The 914-nt window shown below is 61.3% G+C and carries 1 protein-coding gene; it reads left to right on the top strand.

Features of this window, described 5'->3' with window-relative positions; translation table 11 throughout:
• A partial coding sequence (locus JN414_RS16400; RefSeq protein WP_202208874.1) for a hypothetical protein occupies positions 1 to 896 on the top strand: 896 nt, incomplete at its 5' end.
• Between the last annotated feature and the right edge of the window lie 18 nt (positions 897 to 914).

Here is a 914-nt window from a genome sequence, read left to right as displayed (position 1 = left end):
TCCCGGCCGAGTACCTTCTGGTCCTGAACGATGACGGATCTGTTTCCCTGGGCAACAGCACGCTGGCCACGGCGGCCGACATCAAGGCGCTGAATGACAGGCTGGTCTGGAGTTCTCCCACCGGGGGCGACATCAAGGTCAATGAAGTCGTCATCTCCAAGGACACGGGTACGCTGGCCGCCCTTCTGGCGGATGGAACCTGGCGCTATCTGGTCAACAGTGATCCCTATACGGCCGGGGATGTCGGCATCAGGCAACTGGTCTCGTCCAAGGACAGCAAGTCCCTGGCGGCCCTCGACCGGAATGGCAACTGGCATCACACCGTTGAGTCCAACCCGGCCGCAGACAGTCAGGACGTCGGGATCAATGAGGTTCTGTATTCCGGAACCAACGGCACGATGGCGTTCCTGGACTGGGATGGGACCTGGCGATACGTGCTCGGATCCACGGCCGCCAGCAATGGCGATCTCAACGCTCTTCAGCTGATCATCTCGGGGGCCACGAAAGCGCCGGCCGTGCTCGATCTGGGCGGGGCCTGGCACTATCTACTGACGCAGGCGATGGTGACGGCGCAGCAGGGGGAAACCGGCTTTCTGCGGCTGCCGATTGGCAATAATCAGTTCATCCTGTTTCAGTGGGGTGGCTTCAGTGGCACCGCGACACTGACCTCGGACAGCGGCGTTTATGAAAGCGATGTGATCCGTGTGACCTGGCCACAGACCTTCTCGCAGATCTGGCGTGCTTTTCCGGCGGTGACGTCCGATGTGGCGACACGCGGCCAGCAGGAACAGGCCACGCTGACGGCGCAGGATACAACGGGAGGCAGTTTCTTTCTGGCCTGCCGCACCAAGAACGCCGCCATGACGGGCGGATTTTTTGCCATAGGACTGGCCTGACATGACAGACACCTCACA

This window comes from Gluconobacter sp. Gdi, assembly GCF_014132155.1.
In the GTDB taxonomy this organism is placed as follows: Bacteria; Pseudomonadota; Alphaproteobacteria; order Acetobacterales; family Acetobacteraceae; genus Gluconobacter.
The sequence above is the reverse complement of the archived record's forward strand: the minus strand, read 5'-3'. Positions and strand labels throughout refer to the sequence as shown.